16 protein-coding genes and 1 riboswitch are annotated in these 14184 nt (G+C 72.8%); of the genes, 8 read left to right on the forward strand and 8 right to left on the reverse strand.

Features of this window, described 5'->3' with window-relative positions:
- Positions 1–24: 24 nt before the first annotated feature.
- Complete coding sequence (locus tag E2E34_RS01505; RefSeq protein ID WP_167518174.1) at positions 25–270, forward strand: (2Fe-2S)-binding protein; 246 nt, start codon at positions 25–27, stop codon at positions 268–270.
- Positions 271–295: 25 nt separating this feature from the next.
- Here E2E34_RS01505 and bfr read toward each other — a convergent pair whose 3' ends face one another.
- On the reverse strand, positions 296–775 hold the full coding sequence (gene bfr / locus E2E34_RS01510; protein ID WP_138894380.1) for a bacterioferritin: 480 nt from the start codon (positions 773–775) through the stop codon (positions 296–298).
- A 156-nt stretch (positions 776–931) separates the two neighbouring features.
- Between bfr and E2E34_RS01515 the strand changes: the two genes are divergently transcribed.
- On the forward strand, positions 932–1564 hold the full coding sequence (locus E2E34_RS01515) for a sulfite oxidase-like oxidoreductase (protein WP_138900075.1): 633 nt from the start codon (positions 932–934) through the stop codon (positions 1562–1564).
- 29 nt (positions 1565–1593) lie between these two features.
- Here E2E34_RS01515 and E2E34_RS01520 read toward each other — a convergent pair whose 3' ends face one another.
- The 6 genes from E2E34_RS01520 to thiO all read right to left on the reverse strand — a co-directional run bounded on the left by E2E34_RS01520 (position 1594) and on the right by thiO (position 7486).
- The gene (locus E2E34_RS01520; protein WP_138900076.1) at positions 1594–2181 is read right to left on the reverse strand and encodes a DUF4396 domain-containing protein; all 588 of its coding nucleotides are present in this window, start codon (positions 2179–2181) and stop codon (positions 1594–1596) included.
- 83 nt (positions 2182–2264) lie between these two features.
- Positions 2265–3140, reverse strand: coding sequence for a deoxyribonuclease IV (locus tag E2E34_RS01525; RefSeq protein ID WP_138900077.1), 876 nt, complete (start codon positions 3138–3140; stop codon positions 2265–2267).
- Between the two features lie 52 nt (positions 3141–3192).
- A complete protein-coding gene (gene pknB, locus E2E34_RS01530; RefSeq protein ID WP_208765113.1) occupies positions 3193–5139 on the reverse strand; it encodes a Stk1 family PASTA domain-containing Ser/Thr kinase in 1947 nt (648 codons plus the stop codon).
- Between the two features lie 152 nt (positions 5140–5291).
- A complete protein-coding gene (locus E2E34_RS01535) occupies positions 5292–6086 on the reverse strand; it encodes a thiazole synthase (RefSeq protein ID WP_138900078.1) in 795 nt (264 codons plus the stop codon).
- A gap of 3 nt (positions 6087–6089) precedes the next feature.
- Positions 6090–6290 carry a sulfur carrier protein ThiS gene (gene thiS, locus E2E34_RS01540; RefSeq protein ID WP_138900079.1) on the reverse strand — a complete coding sequence of 67 codons (201 nt, stop codon included), beginning with the start codon at positions 6288–6290 and terminating at the stop codon, positions 6090–6092.
- Positions 6287–7486 (reverse strand): glycine oxidase ThiO, encoded by a 1200-nt coding sequence (gene thiO / locus E2E34_RS01545; RefSeq protein WP_138900080.1) that lies wholly within the window; start codon positions 7484–7486, stop codon positions 6287–6289. The genes thiS and thiO overlap by 4 nt, the downstream gene beginning before the upstream one ends.
- A riboswitch (TPP riboswitch) is annotated at positions 7484–7596 on the reverse strand. (Overlaps the previous gene by 3 nt.)
- Positions 7597–7687: 91 nt before the next feature.
- Here thiO and E2E34_RS01550 point away from each other — a divergent pair.
- The 6 genes from E2E34_RS01550 to E2E34_RS01575 all read left to right on the forward strand — a co-directional run bounded on the left by E2E34_RS01550 (position 7688) and on the right by E2E34_RS01575 (position 12396).
- Positions 7688–8038: an avidin-fold protein gene (locus E2E34_RS01550; RefSeq protein ID WP_138900081.1), complete on the forward strand. Its 351-nt coding sequence runs from the start codon at positions 7688–7690 to the stop codon at positions 8036–8038.
- A 117-nt stretch (positions 8039–8155) separates the two neighbouring features.
- Positions 8156–9319, forward strand: a complete 1164-nt coding sequence (locus tag E2E34_RS01555) for an NAD(P)/FAD-dependent oxidoreductase (RefSeq protein ID WP_244315459.1) — start codon at positions 8156–8158, stop codon at positions 9317–9319.
- Positions 9320–9387: 68 nt separating this feature from the next.
- Positions 9388–9753 (forward strand): Rv2175c family DNA-binding protein, encoded by a 366-nt coding sequence (locus E2E34_RS01560; protein WP_138900083.1) that lies wholly within the window; start codon positions 9388–9390, stop codon positions 9751–9753.
- A gap of 76 nt (positions 9754–9829) precedes the next feature.
- The gene (gene thiE, locus E2E34_RS01565; protein WP_138900084.1) at positions 9830–10510 is read left to right on the forward strand and encodes a thiamine phosphate synthase; all 681 of its coding nucleotides are present in this window, start codon (positions 9830–9832) and stop codon (positions 10508–10510) included.
- 116 nt (positions 10511–10626) lie between these two features.
- Positions 10627–11544 (forward strand): methylenetetrahydrofolate reductase [NAD(P)H], encoded by a 918-nt coding sequence (gene metF / locus E2E34_RS01570; RefSeq protein ID WP_138900085.1) that lies wholly within the window; start codon positions 10627–10629, stop codon positions 11542–11544.
- A gap of 51 nt (positions 11545–11595) precedes the next feature.
- Positions 11596–12396 carry a hypothetical protein gene (locus E2E34_RS01575; RefSeq protein WP_138900086.1) on the forward strand — a complete coding sequence of 267 codons (801 nt, stop codon included), beginning with the start codon at positions 11596–11598 and terminating at the stop codon, positions 12394–12396.
- A gap of 54 nt (positions 12397–12450) precedes the next feature.
- On the opposite strand, the gene E2E34_RS01580 is transcribed toward E2E34_RS01575, so the two are convergent.
- Positions 12451–13959, reverse strand: a complete 1509-nt coding sequence (locus tag E2E34_RS01580; RefSeq protein WP_138900087.1) for a phytoene desaturase family protein — start codon at positions 13957–13959, stop codon at positions 12451–12453.
- Between the last annotated feature and the right edge of the window lie 225 nt (positions 13960–14184).

The following is a 14184-nucleotide window of genomic DNA, read 5'->3' on the forward strand; positions in this document are numbered from 1 at the left end:
CGCCCAGGTCAGGAGGTGTGCCGCGTGTTCGTCTGTTCCTGCTTCGGCGTAACGGATCAGCAGATCAAGGAGCACGCTGCCGCCGGTGCCTGCACACCGCGCCAGATCGCCTCGGTCAGCAAGGCGGGGACGGACTGCGGCTCCTGCGTCCGCACGATCCAGGGGCTGCTCGGCCGCGGGGCGTGCCCCCGGCGCACCCTGATCGAGAGCGGCGGGACGGCGCTCGCCGAGACCGCCCTCGTCGACGCGCCCCTTTCCGAAGCGGCCTGACGGCGCGCCGCCGGGCCGGGCCGGCTCAGCTCTCCGGCTGCTCGATCAGCTGCGCGATGTAGAGCGCCTCACCGAGCTTCTCGACCAGTTCGAGCTGGGTGTCGAGATAGTCGATGTGGTGCTCCTCGTCCTTGAGGATGTCCTCGAAGATGTTCGCCGAGGTGATGTCGCCCTTGGCCCGCATGACCTCGATGCCCCGCTTGAGGCGGTCGATCGCCTCGACCTCGACCTGCCGGTCGGCCTTGAACATCTCGGTGACGGTCTGCCCCACCCGCACATGGAAGAGCCGCTGGTAGTTCGGCAGGCCGTCCAGGAACAGAATCCGGTCGGTCAGTGTCTCCGCGTGCCTCATCTCGTCGAAGGACTCGGCCCGGGTGTACTTCGCGAGCTTCGTCCAGCCGAAGTTGTCCTGCATTTTGGCGTGCAGGAAGTACTGGTTGATGGCAGTCAGCTCGGCGGTCAGCTGCTCGTTGAGGAATTCAAGGACCTCGGGGTCGCCCTGCATCGCAGAGGCTCCTTCCAGGCGTAGTACTGGGCAGGTTTCGCGCATCCTCGCATCGAGGATCAAGGGGCGTCCAGTAAGTGCAGGCTTATCAGGAGTTGCCCCGAATAGGGTCAGACCTGGTCATGACCACCCTTCGCCGTCTGTCACCATGGACTCATGGGTCAGCCGGAAAGCCGGGAACATCACGAAACAACGCAGCCCGAGCTTCCGCCGGGGCAGCGGCTGCAGCGTGGCTGGCCCGTCACCCACTACGGTCCTGTACCCAAGTTCAAGCCGGATCGCTGGGAGTTCCGCGTATTCGGTGCCACGGCCGACGGTGACAAGCACTGCTGGAGCCACGAACAGTTCTCGGCGCTCCCGTTCGCCACGGTCGAGGCCGATCTGCACTGCGTCACGAAATTCAGCATGCTTGGGGCCGAATGGGGTGGCGTACTCGCTCGTACGCTCGTCGAACTCGCACCCCCCGCGCCGAGCGTCACGCACGTCATGGTCTGGGCCGAGTACGGCTTCAGCGCGAACCTGCGGCTCGCGGACTTCACTTCGGACCGGACGATCTTCGCCACGCACAAGGGCGGCGAGCTGCTCACCGCCGAGCACGGGTTCCCGCTGCGCCTGGTCGTGCCGCACCTGTACGCCTGGAAGGGGCCCAAGTGGGTCCGGGGCGTCGAGTACATGACGGCGGACCGACGGGGCTTCTGGGAGGAGCGCGGCTACCACAACGTCGGCGACCCCTGGCGGGAGCAGCGGTACTCGTACCAGGAGGAGCCGGGGGACGGCCCCGAGCTGTAGGCGTCCGCCGGGGTGGCGCTCCGGGGTGTTCAGTGGTGGTACTGGTGGACCACCGCGTGGCCCTTGCCGCGGCCGATCATCCACTTGTTCACGGGGGTGGTGATCAGGAACGCGGCGAAGAGTGCGAAGGCGAGTACGCCCCAGAACATCCAGTCGGTGAGATGCGCGTCCATCGCGCCCGGCCACAGGGCCAGTACGCCGTTGTCGATCAGCTCCATCACGGCGATCGAGAGGGTGTCGGCGGCGAGGGCGACGCGGACCGCGGCCTTGAAGCCGACGCCGGCCTTGAGGATGCCGAGCAGGGTCAGCGCGTAACCGAAGAAGAAGGCCAGGGTGATCGCCAGCACCATCGTCGGCACGTTGCCCCAGCCGAGCGCGGTGCCGATGACCATGCCGAGCACTTCGCCGATGGCGCATCCGGTGAGGCAGTGGAGCGTGGCCCGGGCGGCCATGGACCAGCTGACCTTGCCGTGGGTGTGGGCGCCGTGGTTCTGGTGTGCCCCGTGGTCGCCGTGTGTCGCGTGCTCTGAGTGGGCTGCGTCGGCCGTGTGGCCGTCGTGGTCGTGCCGGCTCTCGTGACCGTGGTGCGTGTCGTGCGCGTGCCCGTCCTGTTGCATCGTGAGCCCCCAAGTAGCGGTTCCTGCCTACAGACCCAACCGTATACCCCCCAGGGGTATTCCTCAACGGGTTTCAGGAGTGCTCAGAAGTCACGCAGCTCCTTCAGCCTCGCCACGTCCGCCGCGTGGCCCTCCTTGCCCCCGGGCGTCTCGATCGTCAGCGGTACGCCCTCGGTCGCCGGGTGGGAGAACAGCTCCCCGAAGGGCTCGTCGCCGATGTGGCCCGCGCCGATGTTCTCGTGCCGGTCCTTGTGGGCGCCGACGCCCTCCTTGGAGTCGTTGGCGTGGATCAGCTTGAGCCGTCCCTCGCCCACCGTGTCGATCAGCAGATCCAGCGTCTGCTTCATCCCGCCGGGCCCCGCGAGGTCGTGTCCCGCCGCGAATATGTGGCACGTGTCGAGGCAGACGCCCAGTTTGGGATGCGCGTCGAGCGCCTCGAAGTACGGGCCGAAGTCCCAGGTGCGCGAGCACAGCGAGGAGCCCTGCCCCGCCGTCGATTCGAGCAGCAGGAACGGGTCGTCGTCGTGCGTCAGCTCGTCGAGGAGCGGCAGCAGGTGCGTGCGTACCTGCGCGAGCGCCTCGGAGCGCGGCCGGCCGCCCGTCGCCGAGCCGGTGTGCACCACCACGCCCAGCGCGCCGATCTCCCGGCCGCGGCGCAGCGAATGCCGCAGCGACTCGACGGACCGCTCCACGGTCGCCTCGGTGTGCGAGCCGAAGTTGATCAGGTACGGGGCATGGACGTACGCCGGTATGCGCTCGGCGGCGCAGGCGGCGCGGAACAGCTCGTCCTGGGCCGGGTTGCCGGTGGGCGTCGCCCAGCCGCGTGGGTTGGCGACGAAGACCTGGACGGCCTCGGCGCCCATCTCGCGGGCGTAGGCGAGACCGGTCGTGGCGAGGCCGCCGGCCACGGGCACGTGACCGCCGACGGGGTTGCGGGAGGGGAAAGGTGCGTTGCTCATCGCCGTCAAGGATGCCAGGACCGGCGGACCCTCCCGGCCCACCGGCGGCCGCCTACAGGCCGCCCTTGGTCCTGATGGTGACGGTGCTGCCCTCCGGGGCCTTGTCGCCCTCCTCGACCGACTGGCCGGCGACCTCGTCGCTGAAGGAGAGGAAGGGCCGGTCGACCTCGACTTCGAAGCCCGCGTCGCGCAGCGCCTGCTTCGCGTCGTCGACGCTTTCGCCGACCACGTCGGGCACGGCCACCATGCGCGGCCCCTTGGACACGGTCAGCGTGACGGTGTCGCCCTCGGCGAGTGCCGAGCCCTCGGCGGCGGACTGCTTCGCGACGGCCCCCGCCTCGTGCGGCGAGGTGATCCGGCCGGACGCGACCTTCACGGCGAAACCGGCGTCCTCCAGTTCCGAGGTGGCGTCCTCGACGCTCTCACCGGTCACGTCGGGCACCTCGATCCGGGAGCCCTTGCTGACGACGATGGCGACCGCGGAGTCCGGGTGCCGCTCGGTGCCGGCGCGCGGGTCCGTACCGACGACGGAGCCCTGCGGTACGTCGTCGTCGAACGCCCTGGTCACGATGCCGGGGGCCAGTGCGGCCTTCTTGAGGTCCGCCTTGGCCCTGGCCAGCGGCAGCCCCGCGACATCGGGCACCTTCACCGTCTCCGGGCCGCGCGAGACGACCAGCGTGACGGAGCCGTTGTCGCGGACGCGGGCGCGGGAGGCCGGGTCGCTGTTCATGACGGTGCCGCGGTCGTACGCCTCGCTGTACTCGCGCCGCACCTTCTTCACGTCCAGACCGGCGGCCGAGAGCCGCTTCGCGGCCTCCTTCTCCGTCTGCCCGAGGAGCGAGGGGACGCGGGTGAACTGCCCGGAGTTGACGTACCAGACGCCGGCGCCGATCCCCAGGACGAGCAGGACGGCGGCGACGACGGCGGCCGTGCCGCGCCTCGGCGCCAGTACGAGGGCGCGGGCCCGCCGGGGGGCCGGCGGCCCGGGCGGGGGCATCTGGAGGCGGCTGGTGCGGTTGAGGGGCTCGTCGGCGGCGCCGCCGGTCGTACCGCCGGCCGTGTCCACGGCGCGCGGGATGACGCTCGTACGGTCCTCGGAGCCGTCGTGCGTCACCGCGGGGCGGCCCTGCGGCGGCATCGCGTCGAGCTGCTCGTCGCCGAGGGCGGCGCGGGCCACCCTGGCCCGCGCGAGGAGGTCGACGGCGTCGTACGGACGGATCTCGGGATTGCGCGCGGTGGCGGCCGCGACGAGTTCGTCCAGCTCGACGGCGAGGCCCGGCACGGCGGCGGAGGGAGCGGGCACGTCCTCGTGGAGGTGCTGGTAGAGCACCTGCGCGGGCGTGCCGCCGGTGTGCGGCTTGGCGCCGGTCAGCATCTCGTACAGCACGACACCGCAGGCGTAGACGTCGGCGCGGGTGTCGGCGGTGCCGTGCTCTATCTGCTCGGGCGCGAGGTACGACACGGTGCCCAGGACGGAGCCGGTGGTGCTGGTGACGGTGTCCACGGCCCGTACGAGACCGAAGTCGGCGACCTTCACACGGCCGTCGTCCCCTATCAGCACGTTCTCGGGCTTCATGTCCCGGTGGACGAAACCGGCGCGGTGAGCGGCGCCGAGGGCGGCCAGCACGGGCTCCAGGATGTCGAGCGCGGCCCGGGGCTGGAGGGCGCCGCGCTCGCGGAGCACGTCGCGCAGGGTGCAGCCGGCGACGTACTCCATCGCCAGGTAGACGTACGCCCCGTCGGTCCCCTGGTCGAAGACGCCGACCACGTTCGGGTGCGCGAGGCGGGCGACCGACTTGGCCTCGCGGATGAACCGGTCCACGAAGGAGGCGTCGGCGGCGAGCGTGGGGTGCATCACCTTGAGGGCGAGCACCCGGTCGAGGCGGGTGTCGACGGCCCGGTACACCGTGGCCATGCCGCCGACGGCGATGCGCGCGTCGATGCGGTAACGGCCGTCGAGCACGTGCCCGACGAGCGGGTCCTGAAGCGTCGTATCCACGGGGCGAGTCTACGAGCCGCCGCCGACAGCCCCGCCGCCCCGGGCGAGGCGGCGACGGTACTGCAGCCGAGCTGTGACAGGCGCCGACATGTGCGGGGCTCCTTCCCCCTGCCCGCACCCCACCTCCCGGAAGCCGCGCGGCCGGCCCCCGGTCAGAACGCCGGGCGTTCCGGGTCCAGCGCTGCCAGGCCCGCCGCGGGCGACGACGCCTCGGCGAAGTGCCGCCGGGGGATCCGCCCCGCTCGGTACGCCAGCCGTCCCGCCTCCACCCCGCGCCGCATCGCCTCGGCCATCAGCACGGGCTTCTGCGCCCGCGTCACCGCCGACGCCAGCATCACCGCCGCGCACCCCAGCTCCATCGCCAGCGTGGCGTCCGACGCGGTGCCCGCCCCCGCGTCCAGAACGACCGGCACGCGCGCGTGCTCCACGATCAGCTGGAAGTTGTGCGGGTTGCGGATGCCGAGCCCGGAGCCGATCGGCGACCCCAGCGGCATGATCGCCGCGCACCCCACGTCCTCCAGCTTCCGCGCGAGCACGGGATCGTCGTTGGTGTACGGGAGCACGGTGAAGCCGTCGTCCACCAGCGTCTCCGCCGCGTCCAGCAGCTCGACCGGATCGGGCAGCAGCGTCCGCTCGTCCGCGACGACCTCCAGCTTCACCCAGTCCGTCCCCAGCGCCTCCCGGGCGAGCCGCGCCGTCAGCACCGCCTCGCCCGCCGTGAAGCACCCCGCGGTGTTCGGCAGCACCCTGATGCCGAGCTTCTCCAGAACGCCGAGCACCGATCCCTGTACGCTCGGGTCCAGCCGCCGCATCGCGACGGTCGTCAGCTCGGTCCCGGACGCGACCAGGGAGCGTTCCAGCACGTCGAGGCTCGGCGCCCCGCCCGTGCCCATGATCAGACGCGAGGAGAACGTCGTGTCGCCGATGGTCAGAAGGTCGTCGGCCATGGTTCAGCCTCCCTGTACTGCGGTGAGCACTTCGATGCGGTCGCCGTCGCCGAGCGCGGTGGAATCCCACTGCCCGCGCGGTACGACGGTTTCGTTGAGGGCGGCGGCCACCCCGGACGGGGCCCGCGTGAGGGTCGCCACGAGCGCGCCCAGCGTCGTACCGGCGACGACCTCGCGGATCTCGCCGTTCACGGAAACGGTCATACGGGCTGCTCCTGCGGTACGGCGTCGGGGGAGACGGCGGGGGAGGGGGAGGCCGTGGAGGCCGGCGCGAACCGCAGCGGGCTGAACGGACGCGCCACGTCCGGCAGCTCCCCGCCGGTCAGCACGGCGGCCATCGCGTCCCCCGTGACCGGCGTGAGCAGCACCCCGTTGCGGTAGTGCCCGGTGGCCAGGTGCAGCCCCGGCAGCGCGGTCGGCCCGAGCAGCGGCGCGTTGTCCGGGGAACCGGGGCGCAGCCCCGCGAGGGTCTCCGTCAGCGGCAGTTCGGTGATCCCGGGCACCAGCTCGTGCGCGTCGCGCAGCAGCTCGTACACGCCGCCCGCCGTGACCGTCGTGTCCCAGCCGAGCTCCTCGCTCGTCGCCCCGACGACCAGCTCGCCGTTCTCGCGCGGCACGAGGTAGACGTGGCTGCCGCGCACCACCGCCCGCACCGTCCGGCTGAGGAACGGCGCGTACGCGCGCGGCACGGTCAGCCGCAGCACCTGCCCCTTCACCGGCCGTACCGGCGGCAGCACGTCCCGCGGGACGCCCGCGAGCCGCCCGCTGAGGCTGCCGGCCGCCAGGACCACCTGGTCCGCCGCCAGCTCCGTGCCGTCCGCCAGTACCGCCCCGGTGGCCTTCTCCCGTACGACCGACAGGTTTTGGGCCCAGCCGTGGTGCCAGAGCACACCGGCCCGCTCGCAGGCCGTCAGCAGGGCGGCGGCCAGTCGCCGCGGGTCGACCTGGTGGTCGCCGTCCACGCGCAGGCCCCCGCGCACGCCCGGCGCGAGCATCGGCTCGAGGCGTCGGCATTCGCGCCCGGTGAGCCACTGGGACTCCAGGCCCGAGCGGTGCTGGAGCGCGTGGAGTTCGCGCAGGTGGGCGCGGTCGTCCGTGTCGAGCGCGACGGCGAGCGTGCCGCACGCGCGGTAACCGGTGTCCTGCCCGCTCGCCGCCTCCAGCTCGGCGACGAAGGCCGGGTAGCGCTCGGCGGAGGCGAGGTTCAGCCCGAGCAGCGTCTCCTCGCCGTAGTGCAGTTCGGTGACGGCGGCGAGCATCCCGGCCGCGACCCGCGCGGCGCCGCCGCCCGGACGCGGATCGGCGACGGTGACGCGCAGTCCCTCCCGCGCGGCGCGCCACGCCGTGACCAGGCCGATGATCCCGCCCCCGACAACGAGGACGTCTGATGTACGCGACATGGGCGTCCAGCCCCTCCCTTCGCCGGCATGACCCGGATCAGGTTCGTACGGTCGGAGGCCGGCCAGCCTCCCTCTCAGCCCGGTGCGCCCGGACTCCCGCGAGTGGTTTCCCGCCGGGGCCCGTGGATCTCCTCCCGGACCTCGGCAGTACGGTGGCCACCCTAACGCCCGGCCCCGACGCGCTGTAAGGGAGCAATCGCTGTGGCCCGCTCGCTCGACGGACTCGTCCTCTCACCCGTCGCCGACCAGGCCCCGGGCCAGGTGGGCACACGGACCCGGTTCACCTACCACGAGCGGGACGGCCGGATCTGGGCCGACTACGTGGGCGGCGACGTCGTACACGGCCACCTCGTCGGCACCCGCGAGGGCGACGCGCTGGACTTCCGCTACGTACAGCTCAAGCGGGACGGCACCACCTCCAGCGGCCACTGCACGTCGACGGTGGTCGGCCTGCCCGACGGGCGGGTGCGGCTGGAGGAGACCTGGGCGTGGGAGTCGCAGGAGGGCAGCGGCACGAGCGTCGTCGAGGAGCTGCCGGCGCCGCTCGTGTGACGGTGTGTCAGATATCTCCCGCCACGGCCCTCGGGGCGGCCGCACCTGCCGTCCTAGAGTGACCGGGTGAGCGATCAGAGGCAGACACAGCGGAGCGTCGTCATCGTCGGCGCCGGAATGGCCGGCGTGCAGACCGCCGTGGCCCTGCGCGAGCAGGGCTGGACCGGCTCCGTCACGCTGATCGGCGCGGAGCCGCATCAGCCGTACGACCGGCCCCCGCTGTCCAAGGCGGTGCTGCTCGGCACGGCCGAGGGCTCGGCCTTCGACGTCGACTTCGAGGCGCTCGGCATCACACTTCACCTGGGGCGCGAGGTGTCCGGCGTGCGCCCCGGCGCGCACGAGATCGACACGCCCTCGGGCCCGGTCCCGTACGACGTGCTGGTCGTCGCCACCGGCGCCCTGCCCCTGACCCTGCCCGGCGGCGAGGGCGTACCCGGCGTCCACCTCCTGCGCACCCTCGACGACGCCGCCCGGCTGCGGCCCGTCCTCGACCGGCAGCACGACGTCGTGGTCGTCGGCGCGGGGTGGATCGGCGCGGAGTTCACCACGGCCGCCCGCGAGGCGGGCTGCGCGGTGACCGTCGTGGAGGCGGCCGACCGGCCGCTCGCCGGGACCGTTCCCGCCGAGGTCGCCGCTCCCATGGCCGGCTGGTACGCCGAGAGCGGCGCCGAACTGCTCACCGGCGCCCGCGTCGCGCGCGTCGAACCGGGCACGGTCGTCCTCGACGACGGCCGGCGGCTCCCGGCCGGCGCGGTGGTCGTCGGCATCGGCGCCCGGCCCGCCACGGCCTGGCTCGCCGGCTCCGGCATCGCCCTAGGCGCGGACGGCTCGGTCACCGCCGACGCGCGTCTGCGCGCCTCGCGACCGGACGTGTACGCCGTCGGGGACTGCGCGTCCTTCCCCTCCGCCCGCTACCGGGAGCGCCTGCTCGTCCACCACTGGGACAACGCGCTCCAGGGACCGCGCACGGTCGCGGCGAACATCCTGGGCCGGGAGCCGCAGGACTACGACCCGGTGCCGTACTTCTGGTCCGAGCAGTTCGGCCGCTTCGTGCAGTACGCGGGCCACCACGCCCAGGCGGATACCACGGTGTGGCGCGGCGACCCGGCCGGCGCCGCCTGGTCGGTGTGCTGGCTGCGCGACGGGGCGCTCGTCGCCCTGCTCACCGTGGCGCGTCCGCGCGACCTCGCGCAGGGCCGCAGACTCATCGCGTCGGGGGCGCTCCTCGACCCGGAGCGGGCCGCCGATCCGTCCGTACCGCTCAAGTCCGCCACCCTTTAGGCGGGCACCGCGGCCCGTACGGCAGGCCCCGACTACCGACTGTCAGTCCCAGGTGGCACGCTTGTCCCGTGACCGAGATTGACGCAAAGATCGATGCTCTCGTCCCCGCCTGGCTCAACCTCCCCGACATCGCGGAAATGCTCGATGTCGAGGTGACGCGCGTCCGGCAGCTGGTCAAGGAAGGCCAGCTGATCGCCGTACGGCGCGGAGAGAACAGGGTGCTCCAGGTGCCTGCCGCCTTCATCGACGGCAACAAGGTGGTCAAGGGTCTCGCAGGGACCCTGACCCTCCTGAGGGACGACGGCTTCTCCGACGAAGAGATGCTCGAGTGGCTCTTCACCTCCGACCCGACCCTGCCCGGCACCCCCGCGCAGGCGTTGAGTGAGAATCGCGGCACGGAGGTGAGGCGGCGCGCCCAGGCGCTGGCCGTCTGACCTCAGCCGACACAACCGACGCGGTGCGCGGGCCCCACCGGCCCGTGCGCCGCCCACCACCCGGGGGGACACCGCCATGCCCGCGTCCACATCCACGCCGCCGGCCGGCGCCGCCGCGCGCGAGCGGCTCGCCGATGCCCGGCTGTACCTCTGCACGGACGCGCGCAAGCGGCAGGGCGACCTCCCGGAGTTCCTGGACGCCGTCCTGTCCTCCGGCGTGGACATCGTGCAGCTGCGTGACAAGGGCATGGAGGCGGCCGAGGAGCTGGAGCACCTCCAGGTCTTCGACGACGCCTGCCGCAGGCACGGCAAGCTGCTCGCCGTGAACGACCGCGCCGACGTGGCCCACGCCATCGGCGCGGGCGTGCTGCACCTGGGCCAGGGCGACCTGCCCGTCCCGGCCGCGCGCGCCGTCCTCGGCGACGCCGTTCTCGTCGGCCGCTCCACGCACGCCGAGTCCGAGGTCGACGCCGCCGCGGCCCAGCCCGGCGTCGACTACTTCTGCACGGGCCCCTGCTGGCCCACCCCCACCAAGCCCGGCCGGTACGCCCCGGGCCTCGGCCTCGTCCGGTACACCGCCGGGCTGCGCCAGGACCGGCCGTGGTTCGCGATCGGCGGCATCGACGCGGGCAATCTCGACGAGGTGCTGGACGCGGGCGCCCGCCGGGTGGTCGTCGTCCGGGCGATCACCGAGGCCGACGACCCGGCCGCCGCCGCGGCCGCGCTGGCGAAGCGGGTCAGGGCGTACGCCGGGTGAGGCTGTGAGCGCCCGGGAGTGTCCACGACTGTCCGACAGGTGGACAATAATCCGGCAATATGGACAAAACCCTCCCTATTGTTGGGTCCTCGCCGCGCCCTCGTTAACCTGCGGATATGGCCCTTGGCACAGCTTCGACCAGGACGGATCACGCGCCCACCGTGCGTGATCTGCTCGCGACCGGCAAGACCACGTACTCGTTCGAGTTCTTCGCGCCCCGGACCGAGAAGGGCGAGCGGAACCTCTGGAACGCGCTGCGCCGGGTCGAGGCCGTGGCCCCCAGCTTCGTCTCCGTGACGTACGGGGCGGGCGGGTCCACCCGGGCCGGCACGGTCGGGGCCACCGAGCAGATCGCCTCCGACTCCACGCTCACCCCGGTCGCGCACCTCACGGCCGTCGACCACTCCGTCGCCGAACTGCGCAACATGATCGGCCAGTACGCGGACGCCGGGATCCGGAACATCCTCGCCGTGCGCGGAGACCCGCCCGGCGACCCTATGGGCGAGTGGGTCAAGCACCCGCAGGGCGTGCGGTACGCCGCCGACCTGGTCCGGCTCATCAAGGAGTCCGGCGACTTCTGCGTGGGCGTCGCGGCCTTCCCCGAGATGCACCCGCGGTCGACCGACTGGGACACCGACATCGCGCACTTCACCGCCAAGTGCCGGGCCGGCGCCGACTACGCGATCACCCAGATGTTCTTCGATCCGGAGAACTACCTGCGGCTGCGCGACAGCGTCGCGGCGGCCGGCTGCGAGACGCCGATCATCCCCGAGGTCATGCCCGTGACCGGTGTCAAACAGCTCGACAGACTTCCGCAGCTCAGCAACGCGCACTTCCCGCCCGCCGTGAAAGAGCGGATCCTCGCCGTCAAGGACGATCCGGCCGCTGTACGCTCCATTGGCATCGAGTTCGCCACGGAGTTCTGCGCGAGGCTGCTCTCCGAGGGCGTACCCGGATTGCACTTCATCACGCTCAACAACTCCACGGCGACGCTCGAGATCTACGAGAATCTCGGACTGCACGAGCAGTCCTGACCGGCCGTACCCGCCACCCTTCACGGCGGCGGCCGTATGAGAGGGGCGGGCATGGGCTGGGCGGTCCTCTACATCGCGTTCGGGGTGGTCGCACTGTGGCTGCTCGGCGAAGTGCTGCTGCAGTACAAGGCGCGGCTGAGGTGGCGGCTGCTGGCCTTCGCCGGGTTCATGGGCGTGGTCCTCGGTGTGCTGATGCCGTCCGTGTTCGTCATCGCGGGCGGCGCCGTCGCGTTCGCGATCGGCCAGACGTACGTCACGCTGTCGTTCCGCCGGGGCTTCTCGACCGGCTGGGCGATCGGCGGCAAGCCGGGCGAGAGCCGCCGCCGCAAGCGCGGGGCGCGCCCCGTCGAGCAGGAGCCGACGCTGGAGGTGTCGGACCTCGCGTACGAACCCGCCGAATCCGACGAGCCGGTGTACACGCCGACGCAGCCGGTGCCGGACGAGACGGGGCAGTACGGCGTGTACGACGTCGCGGCGTACGCGGCCCAGCAGCAGTCCCAGAACGACGCGTTCGCGGCCGGTTACGGCGGCTACGACACCTACACCGGCTACGACCAGCCGAACCAGGAGACGTACGCCGGCCCGTACGACTACCCGGCGGGCCAGCAGCAGTACGCCGCCTACTCCGACCCGTACATCGGCACCCAGCCCTACGGCACGCCGCAGTACGGCGGCCAGGAGGACTACGGCTACGCAGCCCCGCAGTACGGCGGCGACACCCCGCCCGGCGGCGTGTGGGTCCCGCAGCAGCGGGACGGCGAACAGCAGCCCTTCGGCGGCGAACAGCCGGCCCAGGAGCCGTACCAGAACGGCTACGACGCCACCGGCTACAACGAGCAGTACCGCTACTGACCCGGCCACCGGCTACAACGAGCAGTACCGCTACTGACCCGGCCGCCCGCGCCCCTACTGCGAGCCCCGGAAGCCCTCCCCCTCGACGAGGAGCCCCGCGACCAGGGCCCCGGACATCCCGGCGTGCGCCAGTCCGCCGCCGGGATGGGCCCAGCCGCCGGCCAGCAGGAGACCCGGCAGCCGGGTGCTGTTGCCCGGGTGCAGCAGCCGGCCCGCCGCGCCCGCCAGCGAGGGCGGCGGCACCGAACCCCCCGGCGCTCCCGTCGCGGCCGCGGTGTCCGCCGGCGTGCGGACCTCGCGCCACAGCAGGCGCTCGCGCAGATCCGGCACCGCGGCGAGCGCGGCCTCGACCACCGCGTCGGCGTTCCGCGCGACCAGGGCTTCGTCCGTCCAGTCGACGGGCCCCTGCGGGGCCACGGTCGTCGTGAGCGTGACGGCCTCGTGGGCGTCGTCCGGGCGGGTCAGCGGATCGTCCGGCCGCAGCACGGTGACCGTGGGGCGCTCGGCGTGCTCCCCGGTGAACGCCGCCGACGCCTCCGCGCCCGCGTCGGGGGAGTGGACCACCGTCCGGTGCGCGGTCCCGTCCGGGCGGCCGCCGCGCAGCGCCAGAAGGACCGTGAGCCGGCTCGGGGGAACGGGCCCCGGCACGACATCGCCCCCGGCCCACACCTCGCGCCCCGGCGTCATGCCGCCGAGGAGGCGGGGGTCGCCGCCGAAGACCACCGAGTCCGCCGCGACGGCCGTGCCGTCGGCCAGCTCCACGCCCGCCGCGCGGCCGTCCTTCTCCGCGACCGCGACGACCTCGGCGCCGAAGGCGAACTCCACCTTCCGCGCCAGGCACCGCTCGTACAGCGCCCGCGCCAGCTCCCGCATCCCGCCGCGCACGTACCAGCTGCCGAAGGTCTGCTCCATGTACGGCAGCACGGCGGCGGCGGCCGGCGCGGTGCGCGGGTCGAGCCCGTACGCCAGGGCGTGGCTGTCGAGCAGGGCGGCGAGCCGTGGCTCGGCCAGCTCCCACGCGCCGATCTCCGCCACCGTGGCCGCGACGAGATCGCGCCGCAGCATCCTGCGCCGGGGCGCCGCCGGATACGGGTCGCGTCCCAGCACCTGCCAGTCGGGCCACAGCGGTTCTTCGAGCAGAGGGCGCCTGGTCCTGTCCCACGCGTCGCGCGCCCGGTTCAGGAACGCGCCCCACCGGTCACCCGCGCCGGACCCCAGCGCCGCGTCCAGGGCCGAGACGATGCCCGCCCGCGAGGCGTTGGGCAGCGACACGTCCGTACCGTCGGCGAACAGGTGGCGGCTCGCCGGGTCCACGGGCACGAGCCCGACGCACTGCTCCAGGGACTCCTTGCCGGTCTTGGCGAACAGGTCCCGGTAGACGGCGGGCAGGTGCAGCAGGCCCGGCCCCGTGTCGAAGACGAAGCCGTCCCGCTCGAACCTGCCCAGCGCGCCGCCGTACGTCGCCGCGCGCTCGTACACCGCCACGCGGTGTCCCGCGACGGCCAGCCGGGCGGCGGACGCCATCGCGCCCATCCCGGAGCCGATCACCACAATCCGTGCCATGCCAGGGACTTTAGCGGCCGGCACTGACAACCCCGCTGGGGCAGGGGGGAGTACGCGCGCGGACGCGTTCGTCACCAGCCGCCGTCCGGCGCGGCCGGGGTGGGGCACACAGGCGTGAGTACCCGTACTCAGTGCGGGAGATGAGTAGCTGTGCGGATGGGTTCCCACCTGCGGGGACGGAAGAGTGGGGACTACGGAAGGGGCGCGGCGCCCGCACCGCCGACA

The sequence above is a fragment of the Streptomyces albidochromogenes genome, assembly GCF_005981925.1.
In the GTDB taxonomy this organism is placed as follows: Bacteria; Actinomycetota; Actinomycetes; order Streptomycetales; family Streptomycetaceae; genus Streptomyces; species Streptomyces albidochromogenes.

What these genes read in the sequence shown, in the direction of transcription:
- bfr (WP_138894380.1), bottom strand. Translation starts at nt 775, where the DNA reads ATGCAGGGCGACCCCGAGGTCCTTGAATTCCTCAACGAGCAGCTGACC.
- E2E34_RS01515 (WP_138900075.1), top strand. Translation starts at nt 932, where the DNA reads ATGGGTCAGCCGGAAAGCCGGGAACATCACGAAACAACGCAGCCCGAG.
- E2E34_RS01520 (WP_138900076.1), bottom strand. Translation starts at nt 2,181, where the DNA reads ATGCAACAGGACGGGCACGCGCACGACACGCACCACGGTCACGAGAGC.
- E2E34_RS01525 (WP_138900077.1), bottom strand. Translation starts at nt 3,140, where the DNA reads ATGAGCAACGCACCTTTCCCCTCCCGCAACCCCGTCGGCGGTCACGTG.
- E2E34_RS01535 (WP_138900078.1), bottom strand. Translation starts at nt 6,086, where the DNA reads ATGGCCGACGACCTTCTGACCATCGGCGACACGACGTTCTCCTCGCGT.
- thiS (WP_138900079.1), bottom strand. Translation starts at nt 6,290, where the DNA reads ATGACCGTTTCCGTGAACGGCGAGATCCGCGAGGTCGTCGCCGGTACG.
- thiO (WP_138900080.1), bottom strand. Translation starts at nt 7,486, where the DNA reads ATGTCGCGTACATCAGACGTCCTCGTTGTCGGGGGCGGGATCATCGGC.
- E2E34_RS01555 (WP_244315459.1), top strand. Translation starts at nt 8,156, where the DNA reads ATGGCCGGCGTGCAGACCGCCGTGGCCCTGCGCGAGCAGGGCTGGACC.
- thiE (WP_138900084.1), top strand. Translation starts at nt 9,830, where the DNA reads ATGCCCGCGTCCACATCCACGCCGCCGGCCGGCGCCGCCGCGCGCGAG.
- metF (WP_138900085.1), top strand. Translation starts at nt 10,627, where the DNA reads ATGGCCCTTGGCACAGCTTCGACCAGGACGGATCACGCGCCCACCGTG.
- E2E34_RS01575 (WP_138900086.1), top strand. Translation starts at nt 11,596, where the DNA reads ATGGGCTGGGCGGTCCTCTACATCGCGTTCGGGGTGGTCGCACTGTGG.
- E2E34_RS01580 (WP_138900087.1), bottom strand. Translation starts at nt 13,959, where the DNA reads ATGGCACGGATTGTGGTGATCGGCTCCGGGATGGGCGCGATGGCGTCC.